General features: G+C 78.6%; 1 protein-coding gene. It reads left to right on the top strand.

The features are described from left to right. The coding region (locus tag GPJ59_RS35735) for an SDR family oxidoreductase (protein ID WP_219672285.1) at positions 1 to 2,144 on the top strand (2,144 nt) is incomplete at both ends.

Below are 2,144 nucleotides of genomic sequence, written 5' to 3'. Positions count from 1 at the left end.
TCCCCGTCCTCGTCTGGCGAGAGGTACCCTGCACCCCGGACCTGCTCGGCGACTCCGCCCGCGCCACCAGGCCCGCCGTCCACCAGCTCTTCTGGCCCGACGGCACCGGCGCCGGCACCGCCACCGGCGGCGGACAGCCGTGGACCCGCCACGCGACCGGCGTGCTGGCCCCTGACGCGGCGCAGGGGTCCCCGGGCTCCGCGCTCTGGCCGCCGCAGGGCGCGGTCCCGGTGCCCGTCGAGGGCGTCTACGCCGACTTCGCCGCGGCCGGGTTCGGCTACGGCCCCGCCTTCCAGGGGCTGCGTGCCGCCTGGCGGCACGGCGAGGAGGTCCACGCCGAGGTCGCCCTCCCGGACGACCAGCGCACCGAGGCCGCCCGGTACGGCCTCCACCCCGCCCTGCTGGACTCCGCGCTGCACGCCGTACCGCTCGGGGCCCTGCCCGGCCCGGACGGCGGTATCGGCACCGGCCGGATGCCCTTCGCCTGGCGCGACGTCACCCTGCACGCCACGGGTGCCCCGGTGCTGCGCGTCACGCTCGCACCCGCCGGGGCCGAGGCGGTCTCCCTGCACGTCGCCGACCAGACCGGCCTGCCGGTGGCCACCGTCGGCTCGCTCGACCTGCGCCCGCTCGGCCCCGACCCGCTCGGCGGTGCCCGTACGGCCGCCCCGGACGGGCTGTTCGGCCTGGACTGGACGGCGCTGCCGGCCGCACCGCAGCCCGCTGCCGCCGACTGGGCCGCCGTCGGGCCCGGTTTCGGACCCGAGGCCGGCTTCGGCCCCGAGGCCGGCGACGTATCGGACCGTGCCGACGAGGAACTGGCCCGAGCCGCCGACGTATCGGCCCATGAGACACCGGCCCGAGCCGCCGACGCACCGGCCCGTGCCGCCGACGCCGCCGTACGACGGGTGCCGGACCTGGCCGCCCTGGCCGCCGCCGGACCCGTGCCCGCCCTCGTCCTCGCCGCCCCGGCCGTGCCCGACGGCCCCGACCCCCTCACCCGGCTCCGGCTCGCCACGACCGCCACCCTGGGGCTGCTGCGCTCGTGGCTCGCCGAGCCGCGCTTCGGCGATGCCCGGCTCGCCGTGGTCACCCGCGGCGCGGTCGCGGCAACCGGGACCGAGGGCGCACCGGACGGCGCGTCCGCCGCGATATGGGGCCTGGTGCGCTCGGCGCAGTCCGAACACCCGGACCGCTTCCTCCTGGTGGACACCGACGACGGGGCCCCCGCGCCCGACCCGGCCGCGCTCGTCCGCGCGCTGCCCGCCGGCGAACCCCAGGCCGCCCTCCGCGGCGGCACGGCGTACGTCCCCCGCCTGGTGCGGGCCGTACCCGCCGCCGGCGCCGGCCTGTCACTCGCCGAGGGTGGCACGGTGCTCGTCACCGGTGGCACGGGGACGCTGGGCCGGGCGGTCGCCCGCCACCTGGTCGCCGTGCACGGCGTACGCCACCTGCTGCTGCTCAGCCGCTCCGGTGGCGGCGAGGACTTCGTGGCCGAACTCGCCGTGGCGGGAGCCGAGGTGCGGGTGGTGGCGTGCGACGTCGCCGACCGTGAGGCCTTGTCGGCCGTCCTGGCGTCCGTTCCCGCCGAGCACCCCCTGACGGGTGTGATCCACACCGCCGGCGTCCTGGACGACGGCGTGGTGGAGTCCCTGACCGCCGAGCGGCTGGAGAAGGTGCTGGGCCCGAAGGCGGACGCCGCCTGGCACCTGCACGAACTCACCCGCGGGTCGGACCTGTCGGCCTTCGTGCTGTTCTCCTCCGCCGCGAGCCTCTTCGGAGCCCCCGGACAGGGCAACTACGCGGCCGCCAACGCCCATCTGGACGCCCTCGCCCGGCACCGGCGCGACCTGGGCCTCCCGGGAGTGTCGCTGGCGTGGGGCCTGTGGGCCGAACGCAGCGGTATGACCGGCCACCTCGACGACGCCGGCCTCGCCCGCATCGAGCGGTCCGGAGCCGGGGCACTCGGCACCGAGGAGGGTCTGGCCCTGCTCGACGCCGCGCTCGCCACCGACCGCACCCTCCTGGTGCCCCTGCGCCTCGACCTCGCCGCCGTACGCAGCGGTGCGGCGGCCGGGGAGCCCGTCCCCGCGCTGCTGCGCGGCCTGGTCCCCGCGGCCGGGCGGCGGGCCGTGCCCCAGGCC

It is taken from the genome of Streptomyces bambusae, assembly GCF_019400985.1.
GTDB classification, from domain to species: domain Bacteria; phylum Actinomycetota; class Actinomycetes; order Streptomycetales; family Streptomycetaceae; genus Streptomyces; species Streptomyces bambusae_A.
Note: the sequence above shows the minus strand (reverse complement) of the source record. Positions and strands in the feature narration are given on the sequence as shown.